A 17670-nucleotide genomic window follows, 5' to 3' on the forward strand; every position below is an offset into this window, starting at 1 on the left:
TCCTCAGGTCGTGGCGGCGCTCATGCGCCGCGCCCACAGGGCATGCAGGCCGCGTGCGGCCAGGTCTTCGGGATGGCGCTGCACGCCCACCCCGAGCGTGGTGAGGGCGTGGGCGTACGACGCCAGCAGGCGGTCGTTGCCGATCAGGTGGACCTGCGCCGGCCGTGGTGCGTGCGAGAACAGGCCCGAGGCGCGCAGTTCGTGTCCGATCAGCAGCCCGGAGAGGTACGACGGCAGCGCGGGCTCGGCGAACTGCTGGAACAGGCCGGTCGTGCGCACGCCGAACAGGTGGTGCAGCAGGCCGCCAGCGTCTTCGCTGCGCTTGAGGCCCGCGTCGAACGCATAGCCATCGAAGCGCACGTCGCCGGCCGGCATCAGCCGACCCAGGATGCTGTGCTGGCGCAGCAGCGCATACAGTTCGCCGGTCATTGCGGTGGCGATGCGCCGCACCTGGCCGTCGCGCACCGTGACCCACTTGCTGTGGGTGCCGGGCAGACAGACCAGGTGGGTGCCGGCGGTGAGCACATCCAGCAGGGCGGCCAGTTGCGTTTCCTCGCCGCGCATCACGTCGGGCACGCGGTCGGAATCGCTGTCGCGCAGGCCCGGCACAAGCCAGAGCGCGCGTCCGTCGAAACCCGGCGGCTGGAAGCGCTGCATCCCGAGCGCGAGTGCGTGGTTGCCGGCGGGGCAGGGCAGGTAAGGCATCTCGTGCCAACCGCCGCGCCCGCCCACCATGCCGCACAGCAGGACGTCGCCATCGTCCCAGCCGGCGATCTCGCGTGCGAGCACGTCGCCGAAGCGGCCGTCGCAGGCCAGCACGCCCTGGTCGCTGCGGCGGCGCTCGCGGACCTGGCCGTCGTCGGCCAGCCGGTACAGGCGCAGGCTGCTGGTACCCCAGTCGACCGCGATCATGGCAGGCGCACCCGGTCCGTCGCGCGGGTGAGCGCTCGCCCGGCGTCATGCGCGAACACGCCGCCGGCCAGCGGCTGCTCTGCCAGCGCGGCGTCGTCCAGACCGACGCGCGCGCTGGTGAGGTAGAGCGTGTCGCCCGCCAGTACGCAGCACGACGGCTGCGATGCCGGCGTGCGCACGATGCGGTCCAGCCGGCCGTCGGGCAGGTAGCGCACGACGCGCCCCGCGCCCCATTGCGCGTTCCACAGCGCGCCTTCATGGTCGATGATCGAACCGTCGGGCTCCGCGCCCGGCGTGTCCAGGCCGACGAACACGCCGATGTCCGACACCGTCGCAGTCGCCGCGTCGTAGCGGCAGCGCAGGATGCGCGGCACCACCGAGTCGCAGAAGTACATCGTCGTCCCGTCGGCGTCGAAGCAGATCGAGTTCGGTATCGCCGCGCGCGGCAGCGCGAGTTCGCGCAGCCCGTGCGCGGCGGTGTACTGGTGGAAGCGGCCGATGGGCCGCAGGTCCGCATGTTCGCTCTTGGTGCCGAAGACGAAGCCGCCATGGCGGTCGGCGCGACCGTCGTTGACGCGGGTCGACGGCTCGTCCGCCTCGACATCCGCGAGCTTCGTCGTCAGCAGGTCGCGCCGGTCCAGCTGCGCTTCGACATCGCCCGCGTGCAGCGCCTTGGCCAGGCCGAGCAGCAGCCGCCCATCCTCGGCCAGCGCCAAGCAGCCGAGCGGCGCCGGCAACGACCACGTATGCGTGTGGCCGCTCGCGGGATCGTGCCGCCACAGTTCCGCGGCCAGGATGTCGGTCCAGTACAGCACGCGCCGACGCTCGCACCACAGGATGCCTTCGCCCAGCGCACAGCGGCTGTCGACGGCCAGGGTCGCCAGCGCCGCGGTCACGGGCTCACCACTCGGCCACGCTGCCATCGGCATGCCGCCACAGCGGGTTGCGCCAGCGCGGCGGCTGCCGGTTCGCGTCGACCAGACGCGCCTCGTCGATCTCCACGCCCAGGCCGGGTTTCGGCAGCGCGGCGATGCTGCCGGTGGCGTCGCAGCGGAAATCGTCCTTGTTGGCGACGTAGTCCAGCAGGTCGGCGCCCTCGTTGTAATGGATGCCGATGCTCTGTTCCTGCAGCATCGCGTTGTGGGCAACGAAGTCCACCTGCAGGCAGGCGGCCAGCGCCACCGGGCCCAGCGGACAGTGCGGTGCCAGCGCAACGTCGTGGGCTTCGGCCATCGCCGCGATCTTCACGCATTCGGTGATGCCGCCGGCGTGCGACAGGTCGGGTTGCAGGATGGCCAGGCCGCCGGCGGCGAGCACCGGCTTGAACTCGGCGCGGGAATACATGCGCTCGCCCGCGGCGAGCGGAATCGAGGTCGCATCGGACAGTGGCCGGTAGTACTCCCACTGCTCCGGCAGCACCGGCTCCTCGACGAACAGCGGCTTGAACGGCGCCAGTTCGCGCAGCAGCACGCGGGCCATCGGCGCGCTGACGCGGCCGTGGAAGTCGATGCCGAAATCGACGCGGTCGCCCATCGCCTCGCGGATCGCGGCGACCTTGGCGACGGCGGCATCGATCGCGCGCGGGCTGTCGATCAGCTTCAGCTCCTCGGTGCCGTTGAACTTGAACGTATCGAACCCCTGCGCCTGGTAGCGCTGCATCTGCGCGACGATGTCGGCAGGACGGTCGCCACCGACCCAGCGGTAGGTCTTCATGCGGTCGCGGACGAGCCCGCCGAGCAACTGGTACACCGGCACGCCGAGGGCCTTGCCCTTGATGTCCCACAGCGCCTGGTCGATGCCGGCGATGGCGCTCATCAGGATCGCGCCGCCGCGATAGAAGCCGCCGCGGTACAGCACCTGCCACAGGTCGTTGATGCGCGCCGGATCCTGGCCGACGAGATAGTCGCCGAGTTCGTGCACGGCGGCTTCCACCGCGTGCGCGCGTCCCTCGATGACCGGCTCGCCCCAGCCGCTGATGCCCTCGTCGGTCTCCACCTTGAGGAACAGCCAGCGCGGTGCCGCGTGGTACGTGGTGAGGCGGACGATCTTCATGCGGCGTGGTCCAGGTAGGCCTGGCGGAAGCGTCGCGCGTGCTCGCGCGTGCGTTCGACCGCCTGGCCGGGCGTGTAGAGTTCGCCGCCGATGCCGGCGCCCTGACAGCCGGCTGAGAGGTAGCCGGAGAGGGTGTCGGGCGTGACGCCACCGACGGCGAATAGGGGAACCGGCGGCAGCACGCTGCGCAGGGCGCGCACCATCGCCGGTCCGTAGACGGAAGCGGGGAACAGCTTGAGCATCTGCGCGCCCGCCTCGAGCGCATCGAAAGCCTCGCTGGCGGTGGCGACGCCGGCGGCGACGTGCAGGCCGCGGTCGACGGCATGCCGGATCACCGGCGGCCGCGTGTTCGGCGTCACCATCAGGCGGCCACCGGCGGCCACCAGCGCATCGACGTCGCCGGTCGTCAGCACGGTGCCTGCACCGATCAGCGCGCGCTCGCCGAACGCGTCCGACGCGATGCGTACGCTGCGCTCCCAGTCCGGCGAATTGGCCGGGATCTCGATGGCGTCGTAACCCTCGTCCACCAGCGCGCCGACGTGCGCATGCGCCTCGTCGGGCGTGATGCCGCGCAGGATCGCAATCAGCGGCAGGGCGAAGGGGAGGGTAGGCGCGTGCATGCGGTCAGTCGTGGTAGACCTGCGAACGGCCGCCGTCGATGGTGATGTCGGTGGCGTTGATGAAGCGCGCTTCGTCGCTGGCCAAGAACAGCGCGGTGTAGGCGACTTCCTCCGGCGTGCCGATGCGCTGCGGCGGCAGCAGCGCCGTTTGTTTATCGCGCGTCCCGGGTTCGCGTTCGAACCACGCTTCGATGCGCGGCACCAGGATCAGGCCGGGCGAAATCGAATTCACCCGGATGCCGTGCGCGGCGTATTCGATGCCGAGCGAGCGGGTCAGCCCGATCAGCCCGTGCTTCGCGACCGGATACGGGAAGCAGCCGGCGATGATCTTGTGACCGTGCACCGACGCGATGTTGACGATCGAGCCGCTGCCCTGCGCCAGCATGGCCGGCAGCACCGCGCGGCACAGGTGCCATGCGCCCTTGAGATTCAGCGCCATGCAGCGTTCCCAGTCGTCGTCCGACAGCGACAGCGGGTCGGAGAACACGTCGGCACCGGCATTGTTGACCAGCACGTCGATGCGGCCGTGGCGTTCGCGTGCCGCATGCACGGCGGCGTCGACGGCGGCGGCGTCGGTGATGTCGGCGAGATGGTGGGCCACGCCGTCATCGGCGGCGGGTGCGGGCTGGCGGTCGAGGCCGATGACCGTGGCGCCCTCGCGTGCGAACAGGCGCGCGGTCGCCGCGCCGATGCCGCTGGCGGCACCGGTGACCAGCGCGACCTTGCCGGACAGGCGACGTGTCATGCGCGCCGGCGTCCGTGGGACGTGGACGCGGCGATGGCGGCGGCACGCGGGGTGCCGTCGGACTGCGGTGTCGCCATGGGACCCTCCTCCCGGCGGTGATCGGATGCGGGACCTCCCGTGGCGGACCTGTGCCGGCCGTCCCCGGGCATCCCCTTCGCAGTCGGGCGGGCATGGCCGCCGGGCCGCGTTCGAAGCGTGGCATAGCCTCGCGTGGGCATCTATGTACGACAAATGAAATTTTTGTCATAGGCTATTCCGCACGCGAATAGGTCATCCGCTCGGAGGCTTCCATGGTCCATCCCACCACCGGCTGGTTCGGCGCCACCCGCCTGAAGACCCGCCATCTTTCCCTGCTGCTGCACCTGTACGAACAGCGTTCGGTGCTGCGCGCGGCCGAGGCCGCCAACATGACCCAGCCCGCCGCGTCCAAGCTGCTGGCGGAGATGGAGAGCCTGCTCGGCGTGCCGCTGTTCGAGCGGCATGCGCGCGGCGTGGAGCCCACCTGGTACGGCCAGGTGCTGATCCGGCGGGCGCGCTCGGCGCTGTCCGAGATCGGCCGCGCGCATGACGAGATCGCTGCGCTGCGCAGCGGCCGGATGGGACAGGCCGCCATCGGCACGGTGGTGAATCCGGGGACGACGCTGGTGCCACAGGCCATCGCGGCGGTGAAGCGCGACTTTCCCGACATCCTGATCCGCGTGGAGATGGACTACAGCCGGCCGCTGGTCGCCAAGCTGCTGGACGGGCAGCTCGACATCGTGGTCGGCCGCATCATGGGCCCGGAAGGGGCCGGCGAGCTGGATTTCGAGCCGCTGGCCGACGAGCCGCATGCGGTCATCGTGCGCGCCGGCCATCCGCTGACACGGCGTCAGCGCATCACCCATGCCGACCTGTCCGACTACGGCTGGATCATGCCGCCGTCCGCCAGCGTGCTGCGCTCGCGGCTGGACGCGGTGTTTCTGGAACACGGCCAGCCGCCGCCGCAGAACATCGTGGAAACCGCCTCGCTGCCGGTGATCATCCACCTGCTGCGGCACAGCGACCTGCTGACGGCGCTGCCGGCCGAATCGGTCGGTCCGTACCTGCAGACCGGGCAGATGTGCGTGCTGCCTATCGAACTGGGCGTGCGCATGGAGTTTTTCGGCATCGTGCGCCGCCGCGACCAGTTGCTGTCGCCGGGGGCCGAGCGTGTGCTGGAGGCGCTCCGGGCCACCGCCCGCCGCCTGTATGCCGAGCCGGACGCCTCCCGTGCGGGCGACGCACCGCCGGTCGGCGAGGGCGCCGGCGACTGAATGTCCTCCATGTATTCGCGTTCGATATAGCTGGCGATCAATATTTCATTGGTCCGGCATGTCAGCGCCGCCTATGCTCCCGCCGCAGTCACACAACGGTGGTCCCACGGCCACCGCCTGATCGCCCGGAGCCGGCGTGACTTCCGCCACGGAGGCGATCGCATCACCGACGACCACGACCAAGGGGGCGGGGTTGCCGGACGCTTCATCCGGCCACGCGATGCGCAGACATCCGCGGGCCGGGACCACAACTCCATCGCTTGTCATGTGTCCTGGGAGGGAACATCCATGTCAACGCTCCAGCGTCGCCCCGCGGCGGCCGTTCGTGCCGGCCGTTCCGACGGCCGCAAGCTGCAACCCACCCTGCTGGCGCTCGGCATCGCCGTGATGCTGGCGGCGCCCGCCTACGCCCAGGATGCCGCGCCGGCGCAGGAGGCCGAGAAGGCCACCGAACTCGATGCCGTCGTCGTCACCGGCATCCGTGGCTCCGTGTACAGGGCGCAGGACATCAAGCGCGATGCCGACACCTTCGTCGATTCGGTCACCGCGCTGGACATCGGTGCGCTGCCGGACCGCAGCGTCACCGAGACGCTGTCGCGCATCCCGGGCGTGACCATCGACCGCTTCCTGACCGTCGGCGATCCCGAGCACTTCTCCGCCGAGGGTGGTGGCGTGCAGGTGCGCGGCCTCACCCAGGTGCGTTCGGAACTCAACGGACGCGACAGCTTCTCCGCTTCGGGCGGTCGTGCGCTGAGCTTCCAGGACGTACCCGCCGAGCTGATGGCTGGCGTCGACGTCTACAAGAACCAGAAGGCCGACATGATCGAAGGCGGCCTGGGCGGCAGCGTCGACCTGCGCACCTTCATGCCGCTGGACATCGAGGGCCGTCGCATCGGCATGTCGTTCAGCGCCAATCGCGGTGACTTCGCCAAGCAGGTCAAGCCTGCGGGCTCGGTGCTTTTCAGCAACCGCTGGGACACCGATGCGGGCGAGTTCGGCGTGCTGGTCAACGTGGCCCATTCCGAACTGGCCACGCGCACCGACGGCATGTTCGTGCGGCCGTTCTTCAACACCGCCAACTCCGACCTCGACAACGACGGCACCAACGAGAACCTGTGGCTGCCACGCGGCGCCGACTGGCGCACGCTGGAATACGAGCGCGAGCGCCAGGGCGCGTACGTCGCGCTGCAATGGCGCCCGAGCGACAGCCTGGAGCTGTCCGCCACGGCGTTCCAGAGCCGCTACGACGAACTCTGGTACGAAGACGCGATCTTCGTGTCCAACGACCCGCTGCAGGTGCGTGTCGACGCCAGCCAGCCCTACGAGATGAACGGCAACGTCTTCGTCTCCGGCCGCCTGCGCTCGAACGGCGACATCCCCATGGGCACGGACATCCGCGCCTCGCACCGCAAGTCCGACACCACCGACTACTCGTTCGGCCTGAAGTGGCTGTTCAGCGACCGCACCGAGTTCTCCACCGATCTGCAGTACATCAAGGCGAACACCGAGGCACTGGACTCCACCGTCTCGCTCGGCCTCAACGTGCCCTACATCGACATCGACCTGGGTCATGGCGTACCGCGCATCGGCGTGGACAACCAGTTCACCGCGAACCCCGCGAACTATTACTGGGGGTTCACCATGGACCACCAGGACGACAACACCGCCGACGAGGTGGCGTGGCGTGCGGACCTGAAGCACAGCTTCGACAGCACCTTCTTCGACTCCTTCAAGGTCGGCGTGCGTGTCACCGATCGCGATGCCCACAGCATCGACACCGGTTACGACTGGCAGCCCGTGTTCCAGACGTGGATGCAGGGGTGGGCGCTGCCGGGGGGCGATCCGCCGCCGCCGCTGCCCGGCCTGGACCTCAACGGCACGGTCAATTCCAGCCTGACCAACCTGATCACGTTCAACAATTTCTACCGGGGCGGCGCTGCGACGCCGGGATCGTTCTACTCGCCGGTGCTGGCGACCGCGCTCGGCTTCCCGAACAGCTATCTCGACATCCATGGGGCGGCCGCGCCCTACTACACCTGCTGCTACGGCCAGATCACCCCGCGCAACCTGGCCGACCCGCAGTGGGGCAACGTGCAGAACGAGAAGACCTACGCGGCTTACGCCATGGTCAACTTCGCGATGGACGACGCACGCATCGACGGCAATTTCGGCGTGCGCGTGGTGCGCACCGAGAACAGCGCGAGCGGTTACCTGGTGTACCCGAACAACGAATTCGCGCCCTACCTCGGCAACGGCCAGTCCGAGCCGGTCTCTGCTGAGAATTCCTACACCGATGTGTTGCCGAGCGCCAACGTGAAGTGGGAGCCGGCGGAGAACTGGGTCGTGCGATTCGCTGCGTCGAAGGCGATCGCGCGCCCGGCCTTCAGCGACATGCAGGCCTATCAGGTGCTCAGTGTCGCGGTCCGCGACGGTGTCGTCACCCAGCCGGGCGACCTGCTGCAACCGGGCGATCTGGAGCTCACCGGCAGTTCCACCGACAACCCGTACCTGACGCCGATGAAGGCCAACCAGTTCGATCTGTCGCTGGAGTGGTACTTCGCGCCGGACAGCGGCGGCATGGCCTGGGTGAACTTCTTCTACAAGGACATCAAGGACTATTTCCGCCAGCAGACCCAGCTCCTGACCTATCCCGGCATCGATGGCAACGACTACGACTACCGCGTGTCGCAGCTGGTCAACGTCGGCAAGGCGAAGATCCAGGGCGCGGAGATCGGCTGGAACCAGTTCTTCGACTTCCTGCCGGCGCCGTTCGACGGTTTCGGCATGTCGGCAAACTACACCTACATCGACAGCACCACGAAGATCCCGGAGGCATCGAATGCGGTGCCGGTCGACACCGACGGTTCGCTGTTCGACGACCTGCCGGCCGACGGCCTGTCGAAGAACTCCTACAACGTCGCTGCCTTCTACGAGAAGGGGCCGTGGCAGATCCGGCTGGCCTACAACTGGCGCAGCGAGTACCTGCTGTCGATCGGACCGAACGGCTACAACGGCGGCGATGGCGGCATCCCGTGGAAGCTGCCCGTCTACAGCGACAGCTTCGGCCAGCTGGACGGATCCATTTTCTACAAGATCTCCGACAACGTGCAGTTCGGCCTGGAGATGAACAACCTCAACAACGCCGAGCAGCGCACGCTGATGGACCAGAACGGCGCCGGCAAGCGCATCACCTCGTGGTACGTCAACGATCGGCGGTACGCCGCGACGCTGCGCTTCACGTTCTGACGCTGCATCGCGCGGGACGGCCGGGCACTCCGGCCGTTCCGTCGCAGGGTGCGCATCCTGCCGGCGCACCGGCTGTTCCCCCCGACAGGAGACACCGTGCTCACGCTTCGCCTGATCCTCGCGCTTTCCGTTTTCCTGCTGGTGCCCGGCGCGGCGGCGAAGGATGACGTGACCGGCTACCGCTGGCGCAATGTCGCCATCGGCGGTGGTGGCTTCGTCAGCGGGCTGGTGTTCCACCCACATGAGAAAGACCTGCTGTACGCGCGCACCGACATCGGGGGCGCCTACCGCTGGCTGCCGGGCGAGCGCCGCTGGCAGCCGCTGATGGACTGGATGGGTTACGAGGACAGCGGGCGCTTCGGTGTGGAAAGCCTGGCGCTGGATCCGTCCGATCCGGACCGCCTCTACCTGGCCGTCGGTACCTATCTGCATGAGCGCGGCGCCGATGGCGCGATCCTGCGCTCGCGCGACCGCGGCGCGACGTTCCAGCGGACCACCCTGCCGTTCAAGTTCGGCGGCAACGAGCAGGGGCGCGGCAACGGCGAGCGTCTTGCCGTCGATCCGAACGATGGCCGCGTCGTGATGTTCGGCACGCGCGCCGACGGCCTGTGGCGCAGCGACGACGCCGGCGCGCAATGGCACGAAGTGAAGGGCTTTCCTGCCGTGGCGAAATCGCGCTCGGCGTGGGCCGCCGGCTGGCGCGACCTGCGCCCGGTCGGCATCGCGTTCGTGGTGTTCGATCCCGCCAGCGGCACGCGCGGCAGCGCATCGAAGACGCTGTATGCCGGCGTGTCCACGAAGGAGACCAGCCTGTTCCGTTCGCGCGACGGCGGCGCGAGCTGGGAGGCGGTGCCCGGCCAGCCGGTCGGCCTGCGGCCCAGCCACATGGTGCGCGACGCGCGCGGGCGCTGGCTGCTGAGCTACGGCGACGAGCCGGGTCCGAACAACATGGCCGATGGCGCGGTATGGCGCTTCGACCCCGCCGGCGACCGGTGGGAGGACATCACGCCGGTGCGGCGCGCGAAGACCGACGGCGGCTTCGGCTGGGGTGCGGTCGCCGTGCAGGCCGACAATCCCGACGTCATCATCGCCAGCACGTTCCGCCGCTACCAGCCGCACGACGACCTCTACCGCAGCCTCGATGGCGGGCGCTCGTGGACGGCGCTGTTCCCGCGCTCGCAGTTCGATCATGCCTCAGCACCGTGGACCTCCGATGCCAAGCCGCACTGGATGGCCGACATCGAGATCGATCCGTTCGATCCCGACCGCCTGCTGTTCGTGACGGGCTACGGCGTGTGGGCGTCCACCAATGCGCGTGCGTTCGACGGCGGTGCCGACCTGCAGTGGCGCTTCGAACAGGCCGGCTTCGAGGAGACCGTGCCGCTGGCACTGGCCAGCCCGCCGCAGGGCGCGCACCTGGTGAGCGGGCTGGGCGATGTCGATGGCTTCGTGCACGACTCACTGGACGTCTCGCAGCAACGCTTCGCCGGCGTGCGCTTCTCCAACACCGAGAGCCTGGCGTTCGCCGGTCGTGCGCCGCAGGTGATGGTACGCACCGGCTATTTCCACAACCGGCCGGAGGGCGCAGTCCGTGGCGCCTGGTCGAACGATGGTGGGCGCACGTGGACGGCGTTCGCGAGCGAGCCGCCGGATGGCGAGGGCGCCGGACAGATCACGCTGGCGGCCGACGGCAAGCGTGCCATCTGGCGTCCGCGCAACGGCGAGCACCATTGGATCACCGCCGACATGGGCGGACGCTGGCAGCAGGTGAAAGGCCTGCCGAAGACAGCCGTGGTGGAAGCCGACCGCGTCGACGAAGGCATCTACTACGGCTTCGATGCGATCAGCGGAAAGCTCTATGTCAGCGGCAACGGTGGCGTCGCTTTCGAGGAAGTGCGCGCGCCCGTCGGCGAGATCGGCGACTGGTATCGCGCCGAGATCCGGCCGCATCCGGACAGGTCGGGCGAAGCCTGGATCGCCGCCTCATGGCGCGGGCTGCTGCATCTGTCGCCCGGCAAGCTCCAGCGCGTACCCGGCGTGGACAACGTCATGTCGGTGGGCCTGGGCAAGCCGGCGAAGGACGGCGATGCGCCGGTGCTGTTCGTGTTTGGCGAAGTGCGGGGCCAGCGTGGCCTTTACCGCTCCGACGACGGCGGACGGCGCTGGCAGCGGATCGACAGTGACGCACTGCGGTTTGGCGGCATCATCCGCCATGTGACGGGCGATCCCCGCCTGCACGGTCGCGTCTACTTCGGCACCGAAGGACGTGGCATCTGGTACGGAGATTCCCAATGATTCGAGTCGTTGTGTTGTTGCTGGGCCTGCTGTCGATCCCCGCCGTGCAGGCGGTCGAACTGCCCCGCCTCTTCGCCGATGGCATGGTCGTGCAACGCGATCAGCCGATCAGCGTGTGGGGCCAGGCGGCGCCGGGTGTGCGCGTGCGTGTGACTTTCGCCGGCCGCGATGCCGCCACGCAGGCTGGCCCCGATGGCCGCTGGTCGCTGGCGCTGCCGCCGCAGACGGCCGGTGGCCCGCACGTGATGCGCATCGACGACGGCACGCAACCGCGCGTGCTGCACGACGTGCTGGTGGGCGACGTGTGGCTTGCCAGCGGGCAGTCGAACATGGAGTGGCCCTTGGCGCAGTCGGCCGATGCCGATGCCGAGATCGCACGCGCCACCGATCCGCAGATCCGCCATTTCAAGGTTCCGCGCGCCTGGTCGGGTGAGCCGCAGGCGCAGTTGGCCGGCGGCGAATGGGTGGCGTCGTCGCCCCAGGTGGCGGGCTCGTTCTCGGCCGTGGCCCACTTCTTCGCGCGCGAGCTGCGCAAGGTGACCGGCGTGCCGATCGGCATCATCGACAGCACCTGGGGCGGCAGCGCGATCGAGGCCTGGATGGATGCCGCCACGCAAGGCATCGACGCTGCGGGCATGGCAGGCCTCGACCGCCAGTTGCGCGAGGAGGAGGACAAGGCGTTGGCGGACACGCGGGCGCGGCTCGCGCGATGGACGCTGCCGGCCGACGATGGCGACTGGCAGTCCGCCGGACTCGATGAAGCGCGATGGGACACGCTGCAGGTGCCTGGCCTGTGGGAGAGCGCAGGCTGGAATGGCATGGACGGCATCGCGTGGTATCGCACGACATTCACGCTGGGCGCTGCCGAGGCCGCGCAGGGAATCGTGCTCGGCCTGGGACGCATCGACGACAGCGATACCGCGTGGGTCAATGGCGTGGAAGTCGGGCGTACCCACATGCAGTACAACGTGCCGCGCGCCTACGCCGTGCCGGCATCGGCGCTGAGGGCCGGCGTGAACCACATCGCCGTGCGCGTGACCGATACCGGTGGCGGTGGCGGAATCCATGGTCCTGAGAGCGAACTGTTCGTGCAGCCTGCGGGCGGCACGCCGCGTCCGCTGGCCGGCCAGTGGAAGTTCCGCCCCGCTCTCGTCAGTTCGCTGGCGCTCGATGGCGACAAGAACCAGCGCCCGACGCTCCTCTACAACGCGATGATCCATCCCCTGCAACCGTTCGCGCTGCGGGGCGTGATCTGGTACCAGGGCGAATCCAATGCCGGCAGCGTCGAGCGGTCGCTGGCGTACCGCACCCAGTTCCCGGCGCTGATCGGCCAGTGGCGCCGGCAGTGGGACGCACCTCGGCTGCCGTTCCTCTGGGTGCAACTGGCCAGCTGGCGTTCCGGCAGCGACACGGGCGATATCAGCCCGTGGTCGGTGTTGCGCGAGTCGCAGACGGCGACATTGTCGCTGCCGGCGACTGCGCAGGCAGTCGCGATCGACATCGGCGACGCCGCCGACATTCATCCTGCCAACAAGCAGGACGTCGGCAAGCGCCTTGCGCTGGCGGCACGGCATGTCGCGTACGGCGAGTCGCTTGTGTACTCAGGCCCGTCCCCTGCCGACACCACGTTCGCCGGGAGCACTGCGCAGGTGGTGTTCCGCGACCAGGGCAGCGCGCTCGCGGTGCGTGGCGGCGGCACGGCCGTGCATGGTTTCGCGCTGGCCGGTGCCGACCGGGTGTTCCATCCCGCGACGGCGACCATCGAAGGGCACCGCATCGTGGTGCGCAGCGAGGCGGTGCCGTCTCCGGTCGCCGTGCGTTATGGGTGGCACGACGACGCCCCGGACGCCGATCTGGTGAACGCCGCCGGCCTGCCGGCCTCGCCGTTCCGCAGCGACACCTGGTGAACCTGGAGTCTTCTTGATGATGCCTCGCCTGTTCCGTGTACTCGCGTCTTCCGGCCTGCTGGCCGCCATCCTGTTGCAGGCCGCCTGCCAGCCCGGCAGCGATCCGGCGAAGGCGGGCGCCGACGCGACGGCGGCTGATCCAGGCGACGGCCGCGGGGCACCGATTCCGGAGATCGTCAGCAAGGAGGGCCGCCACGCGCTGCTGGTCGACGGTGCGCCGTTCCTGATCCTCGGTGCGCAGGTCAACAATTCCAGCAACTGGCCGCCGGCGCTGGACGACGTATGGCCCGCCATCGACGTGGTGAAGCCGAACACGGTGATGGTGCCGGTGGCATGGGAACAGGTGGAGGCGACGGAGGGAACGTTCGACTTCTCCTTCGTCGACGTGCTGCTCAAGCAGGCTCGCGAGAAGAAGGTGCGCCTGATCCTGCTGTGGTTCGCGACATGGAAGAACAACGGGCCCAACTACGCCCCGGCGTGGGTCAAGCTGGACAACGTGCGGTTCCCGCGCGTCGTCACCGCCGACGGACGCACGCTGAATTCGCTGTCGCCGCACGCGCAGGCCACGCTGGAGGCGGACCGCAAGGCCTTCGTCGCGCTGATGACGCACCTGAAGGCCGCCGACCCGCAGCGCACCGTCATCATGGTGCAGCCGCAGAACGAGCCCGGCACCTACGGCAGCGTGCGCGACTTTTCGCCGCTGGCACAGAAGGTGTTCGAGGGGCCTGTCCCCGACGCCCTGCTGAAGAAGCTCGGCAAGTCGCCCGGCACGTGGCGCGACGTGTTCGGCGCCGATGCCGACGAGTTCTTCCACGCGTGGCATATCGCGCATTACATCGACCAGGTCGCGGAAGCGGGCAAGGCGGTCTATCCGCTGCCGATGTACATCAACGCCGCGTTGCGCGGACCGTTCAACCCGGGCCAGCCGGGCCAGTACGCCAGTGGCGGTCCCACCGACAACGTACTCGACGTGTACAAGGCCGCGGCGCCGCACATCGACCTGCTGACGCCCGACATCTACATGCCGGAGTACACGCACTACACCACGGTGCTGGACCGCTATGCGCGGCCCGACAACGCACTGTTCGTGTCCGAGACCGGCAACCGCGACGAGTACGCGCGCTACTTCTTCTCAGCGCTGGGGGAACAGGCGATCGGCTGGTCGCCTTTCGGCGTCGATTTCTCGCACTACACCAACTGGCCACTGGGCGCGAAGAAGGTGGACCCGGAGACGCTGGCCTCGTTCGCGTTGAACTACGCCATCGTGCGACCGGCAGCGGGCGTCATCGCCCAGGCCAGCTTCGAGGGCAAGGTGCGCGGCACCGCCGAGCAGCCGGGCCAGCCCGTGCAGACGGTGAAGATCGACGACCGCTGGAACATGGTGGTCACCTACGGCGTGCCGCAGTTCTGGTTCCAGGGCGAGGCGCCCGGCAACCCCGAACCGATCGGGCGCGCGCTGGTGGTGCAGCTCGGTCCGGACGAGTTCCTGGTGGCGGGCGCGCATGCGCGCATCAACATCGATGCGGTGGATCCGGCCGTCGCCGCGCGTCAGATCTACGAATACGTCGACGAAGGCACCTACGTCGACGGCAAATGGGTCTTCCGCCGCCGCTGGAACGGCGACCAGACCGACTACGGCCTCAACTTCTCCGACGCCCCGCAGCTGCTGCGGGTGAAGTTGGCGACCTACTGAACGATCCACGGGGCGGCTTCTTCGCCCCATGAACCGGGACGCCTGCGGGCGCCCACGAGGAGCATGCGATGGGTTACTTGAAGACGTTGACGGTGCCGCTGCTGGCCCTGGCCGCAGCGGGCGCCAACGCCGCCGACACCGGTGCGGTCGAGAAGACCGCGTATGGCGTGATCGTGCGCCCGACCGAGGCGTCCGCCGCCGACGTCAAGGTCGAAGCGGTCGCACCAGGCATCCTGCGGGTGATGGCCGATCCCGATGGCGACTTCGCGCGCACGCCGAGCCTGATGCGCGCGGAGACCGGCGCGCCGCCGGCGGTGAAGGTGGGCGAGTCCGGCGGGCAGGTGTCGATCAGCACGCAAGGCATCTCGGCGACGGTCGATGCCCGCACCGGGCGGGTCAGCTTCTTCGACGCCGCCGGCAAGCCGCTGCTTGCCGAGCGCGCACGCACGTTCACGCCAACGAAGGTCGAGGGCAAGGACTACTACAGCATCCGCCAGCGCTTCGAATCGCCGTCCGACGAGGCCTTCTACGGCACCGGCCTGCACCAGCAGGGCTGGATGAACCTCAAGGGCCGCGACGTCGAACTGCTCCAGCACAACATCGACAAGGCGATTCCCTACCTCGTCTCCACGCGCCACTACGGCATCCTGTGGGACAGCAACGCGATCACCCGCTACGGCGATCCGCGTGGCCTGCAGCCGCTGGGCGCATCGCTCGACCTGTTCGATGCGCAGGGCAAGCCGGGCGCGCTGACCGCGCGCTACACCGTCAACGGCAAGCAGGTGGTCGAGCGCCGCGAAAGCGCGGTGAACTACCAGTACATCAAGGATCTGGCGAACTTCCCGGAGAAGGGGAAGAACCTGGCCACCGGCGGCCGCAGCGACGTGGTCTGGGAAGGCGAGGTCGCCGCACGCAGCGACGGCCGCCATACGTTCTCGCTCTACAACAGCGAGTACGCCAAACTCTACGTCGACGGCAAGCTGGTGATCGACCGTTGGCGCCAGAACTGGAATCCCTGGCACCATGAGTTCGCGCTGGAGATGAAGGCCGGCCAGCGGCACAAGGTCAAGCTGGTGTGGGACCGCATCGAGCCCGCCTACATCGCGCTGCTGCACCGCGATCCGCTGCCGGCCGACGAGGCGACCGACCTGTCGATCTGGTCCGAGGCCGCGCAGGCCATCGACTACTACGTGGTCGCCGGCGACGACGCCGACCAGGTGCTGGCCGGCTACCGCACGCTGACCGGCAAGGCCGTGCTGCTGCCGAAGTGGTCGTACGGCTTCTGGCAGAGCCGCGAGCGCTACAAGACGCAGGCCGAACTGACCGGCGCGCTGGACGAGTACCGCAAGCGCAAGCTGCCGATCGATGCGATCGTGCTCGACTGGTCGTACTGGCCCGAGGACGCCTGGGGGTCGCACGATTTCGATGCGAAGAACTTCCCGGACCCGGACGGCATGGTCAAGCACGTGCATGACCAGCATGCGCAGATCATGATCTCGGTGTGGCCGAAGTTCTATCCGACCACGGCGAACTACAAAGAACTCGATGCGGCCGGCCACATGTACCACCGCAACGTCGAGGTCGGTGAGCTGGACTGGATCGGCAAGGGTTACCTGAATTCGTTCTACGACCCCTATTCGAAGGAGGCGCAGGACATCTTCTGGCGCCAGGTCAACGGCAAGCTCAACCGCAAGGGCTTCGATGCGTGGTGGCTGGACGCCAGCGAGCCCGACCTGCACAGCAACATCGACATCGGCGAGCGCAAGGCGCGCACCACGCCGACGTCGCTGGGCCCATCGACGGAATTCTTCAATTCGTATCCGCTGGTGCATTCGGAAGGCGTCTACCGCGGCTCGCGCGAGCAGGATCCGGACAAGCGCGTCTTCATCCTGTCGCGCGCCTTCTTCGCGGGCCAGCAGCGTGCCGGCGCGGCGTTCTGGAGCGGCGACATCGTGCCGCGCTGGGACGACCTGCGCGAGCAGATCTCCGGCCTGGTCAACGCCTCGATGGCAGGCGCACCCAATGTCAGCTTCGACATCGGCGGCTTCTCGCCGGAGAAGCGCTACGAAGACAAGGACCCGGCGCACCTGGCCGAATGGCGCGAGCTGAGCCTGCGCTGGTTCCAGCATGGCGCGTTCGTGCCGATCTTCCGCCTGCACGGCCAGTTCCCGTACCGCGAGATCTGGGAGATCGCGCCGGAAGGCACGCCGCACTACGACAGCTTCGTGCACTACCTGAAGTTGCGCTACACGCTGCTGCCCTACATCTACACGCTGGCCGGCGATACCTGGCAGAAGGACGGCACGATCCTGCGGACGCTGGCGATGGACTTCCCGTCCGACCCGAACGTGCGTGACATCGCCGACCAGTACCTGTTCGGCCCGGCGTTCCTGGTGGCGCCGGTGACGTCATTCCAGGCGACCACGCGCAAGGTCTACCTGCCGGCCGGCACCAGCTGGATCGACTTCGAAACCGGCACGCGCCATGACGGCGGCCAGACCATCGACGCTGCCGCGCCGTTGCAGCGCATGCCGCTGTTCGTGCGGGCAGGGTCCATCGTGCCGCGCACGGTGGTGCAGCAGTACGTGGACGAAAAGCCGGATGCACCACTGACGATCGAGGTCTACACCGGCGCCGACGGCACGTTCTCGCTGTACGAGGACAACGGCCGCAGCTACGGCTACGAGCGTGGCGAGTCCAGCCGCATTCCGCTGGCATGGAACGAGAAGGCGGGCGAGCTGCGCATCGGGGCGCGCGAAGGGCGTTATCCCGGCATGGTCGCGACGCGCGAGGTGCGGGTGCGTTTCATCGATGGTCCGCGCGCCGATTCCGGCACGCTGGAGCCGGCCGCCGACGTCACCGTGCGCTACGACGGCAAGGCGCTGGTGGTGAAGAAGCGTTGATCGCC

General features: G+C 68.7%; 11 protein-coding genes. 6 read left to right on the forward strand and 5 right to left on the reverse strand.

The genetic code is table 11. The features are described 5' to 3' along the window. Positions 1-3: 3 nt before the first annotated feature. Genes CSC78_RS12220 through CSC78_RS12240 form a run of 5 tightly spaced genes read right to left on the reverse strand, consistent with a single transcriptional unit; the run spans position 4 to position 4329 of the window. Complete coding sequence (locus tag CSC78_RS12220) at positions 4-912, reverse strand: 2-dehydro-3-deoxygalactonokinase (RefSeq protein WP_162338133.1); 909 nt, start codon at positions 910-912, stop codon at positions 4-6. Further along, complete coding sequence (locus CSC78_RS12225) at positions 909-1835, reverse strand: SMP-30/gluconolactonase/LRE family protein (RefSeq protein WP_162338134.1); 927 nt, start codon at positions 1833-1835, stop codon at positions 909-911. The genes CSC78_RS12220 and CSC78_RS12225 overlap by 4 nt, the downstream gene beginning before the upstream one ends. After that, positions 1813-2964, reverse strand: coding sequence for a galactonate dehydratase (gene dgoD, locus CSC78_RS12230; protein WP_162338135.1), 1152 nt, complete (start codon positions 2962-2964; stop codon positions 1813-1815). The genes CSC78_RS12225 and dgoD overlap by 23 nt, the downstream gene beginning before the upstream one ends. Next, positions 2961-3584: a 2-dehydro-3-deoxy-6-phosphogalactonate aldolase gene (locus CSC78_RS12235; RefSeq protein ID WP_162338136.1), complete on the reverse strand. Its 624-nt coding sequence runs from the start codon at positions 3582-3584 to the stop codon at positions 2961-2963. The genes dgoD and CSC78_RS12235 overlap by 4 nt, the downstream gene beginning before the upstream one ends. A 4-nt stretch (positions 3585-3588) precedes the next feature. Further along, complete coding sequence (locus CSC78_RS12240; protein ID WP_162338137.1) at positions 3589-4329, reverse strand: SDR family oxidoreductase; 741 nt, start codon at positions 4327-4329, stop codon at positions 3589-3591. A gap of 290 nt (positions 4330-4619) precedes the next feature. Between CSC78_RS12240 and CSC78_RS12245 the strand changes: the two genes are divergently transcribed. The 6 genes from CSC78_RS12245 (at position 4620) to CSC78_RS12270 (ending at position 17665) form a co-directional block, all read left to right on the forward strand. Then, entirely contained in the window at positions 4620-5621 is a 1002-nt protein-coding gene (locus CSC78_RS12245; protein ID WP_162338138.1) for a LysR substrate-binding domain-containing protein, read from the forward strand. Positions 5622-5909: 288 nt separating this feature from the next. Beyond that, entirely contained in the window at positions 5910-8867 is a 2958-nt protein-coding gene (locus tag CSC78_RS12250) for a TonB-dependent receptor (protein WP_238391263.1), read from the forward strand. Between the two features lie 96 nt (positions 8868-8963). After that, positions 8964-11162, forward strand: a complete 2199-nt coding sequence (locus CSC78_RS12255) for a sialidase family protein (protein ID WP_238391264.1) — start codon at positions 8964-8966, stop codon at positions 11160-11162. After that, positions 11159-13069 carry a sialate O-acetylesterase gene (locus CSC78_RS12260; RefSeq protein WP_162338139.1) on the forward strand — a complete coding sequence of 637 codons (1911 nt, stop codon included), beginning with the start codon at positions 11159-11161 and terminating at the stop codon, positions 13067-13069. Before CSC78_RS12255 ends, CSC78_RS12260 begins: the two co-directional genes overlap by 4 nt. Before the next feature lie 16 nt (positions 13070-13085). After that, on the forward strand, positions 13086-14762 hold the full coding sequence (locus CSC78_RS12265; RefSeq protein WP_162338140.1) for a DUF5597 domain-containing protein: 1677 nt from the start codon (positions 13086-13088) through the stop codon (positions 14760-14762). 68 nt (positions 14763-14830) lie between these two features. Further along, the gene (locus tag CSC78_RS12270; RefSeq protein ID WP_162338141.1) at positions 14831-17665 is read left to right on the forward strand and encodes a TIM-barrel domain-containing protein; all 2835 of its coding nucleotides are present in this window, start codon (positions 14831-14833) and stop codon (positions 17663-17665) included. Positions 17666-17670 lie beyond the last annotated feature (5 nt).

The sequence above is a fragment of the Pseudoxanthomonas japonensis genome (assembly GCF_010093445.1).
Taxonomy (GTDB): Bacteria; Pseudomonadota; Gammaproteobacteria; order Xanthomonadales; family Xanthomonadaceae; genus Pseudoxanthomonas_A; species Pseudoxanthomonas_A japonensis.

What these genes read in the sequence shown, in the direction of transcription:
- CSC78_RS12240 (WP_162338137.1), bottom strand. Translation starts at nt 4,329, where the DNA reads ATGACACGTCGCCTGTCCGGCAAGGTCGCGCTGGTCACCGGTGCCGCC.
- CSC78_RS12235 (WP_162338136.1), bottom strand. Translation starts at nt 3,584, where the DNA reads ATGCACGCGCCTACCCTCCCCTTCGCCCTGCCGCTGATTGCGATCCTG.
- CSC78_RS12270 (WP_162338141.1), top strand. Translation starts at nt 14,831, where the DNA reads ATGGGTTACTTGAAGACGTTGACGGTGCCGCTGCTGGCCCTGGCCGCA.
- CSC78_RS12225 (WP_162338134.1), bottom strand. Translation starts at nt 1,835, where the DNA reads ATGGCAGCGTGGCCGAGTGGTGAGCCCGTGACCGCGGCGCTGGCGACC.
- CSC78_RS12260 (WP_162338139.1), top strand. Translation starts at nt 11,159, where the DNA reads ATGATTCGAGTCGTTGTGTTGTTGCTGGGCCTGCTGTCGATCCCCGCC.
- CSC78_RS12250 (WP_238391263.1), top strand. Translation starts at nt 5,910, where the DNA reads ATGTCAACGCTCCAGCGTCGCCCCGCGGCGGCCGTTCGTGCCGGCCGT.
- CSC78_RS12220 (WP_162338133.1), bottom strand. Translation starts at nt 912, where the DNA reads ATGATCGCGGTCGACTGGGGTACCAGCAGCCTGCGCCTGTACCGGCTG.
- dgoD (WP_162338135.1), bottom strand. Translation starts at nt 2,964, where the DNA reads ATGAAGATCGTCCGCCTCACCACGTACCACGCGGCACCGCGCTGGCTG.
- CSC78_RS12265 (WP_162338140.1), top strand. Translation starts at nt 13,086, where the DNA reads ATGATGCCTCGCCTGTTCCGTGTACTCGCGTCTTCCGGCCTGCTGGCC.
- CSC78_RS12245 (WP_162338138.1), top strand. Translation starts at nt 4,620, where the DNA reads ATGGTCCATCCCACCACCGGCTGGTTCGGCGCCACCCGCCTGAAGACC.